The following is a 333-nucleotide window of genomic DNA, read 5'->3' on the forward strand; positions in this document are numbered from 1 at the left end:
TCTTTCTCTTTGGTGATATTCCGATACCCGGAAGTGTGAAAGGGGAAGCGTTTATTAAAGATATGTTGCCGATTCAACGTGAGATTAATATTATGCGGTCTATGTTTGCCACGCATGCAAGGAAAATGGGAAATAGTATGTGGTTAGTCCCAATGGGTTCCGCTGTGGATGAAGATGAAATCACGAATGAAGAAGGCGGTATCCTACACTATACACCGATTGAGGGCGCGAGACCGGAAAGAGTTGGTGCGCCAGATATCCCGTCCTTCTATGATCGGATTTTAAATAATCATGATGGAGATATCGACGATTTATCGGGTGCACGTGAAATCT

Annotated in this window: 1 pseudogene; it reads left to right on the top strand. The window is 43.8% G+C overall.

The annotated features are described in order from the left end of the window. Positions 1-333 (top strand): annotated as a pseudogene (locus ACODS7_RS32895) (portal protein); the annotation flags it as partial.

Source organism: Bacillus sp. FG16, assembly GCF_057809515.1.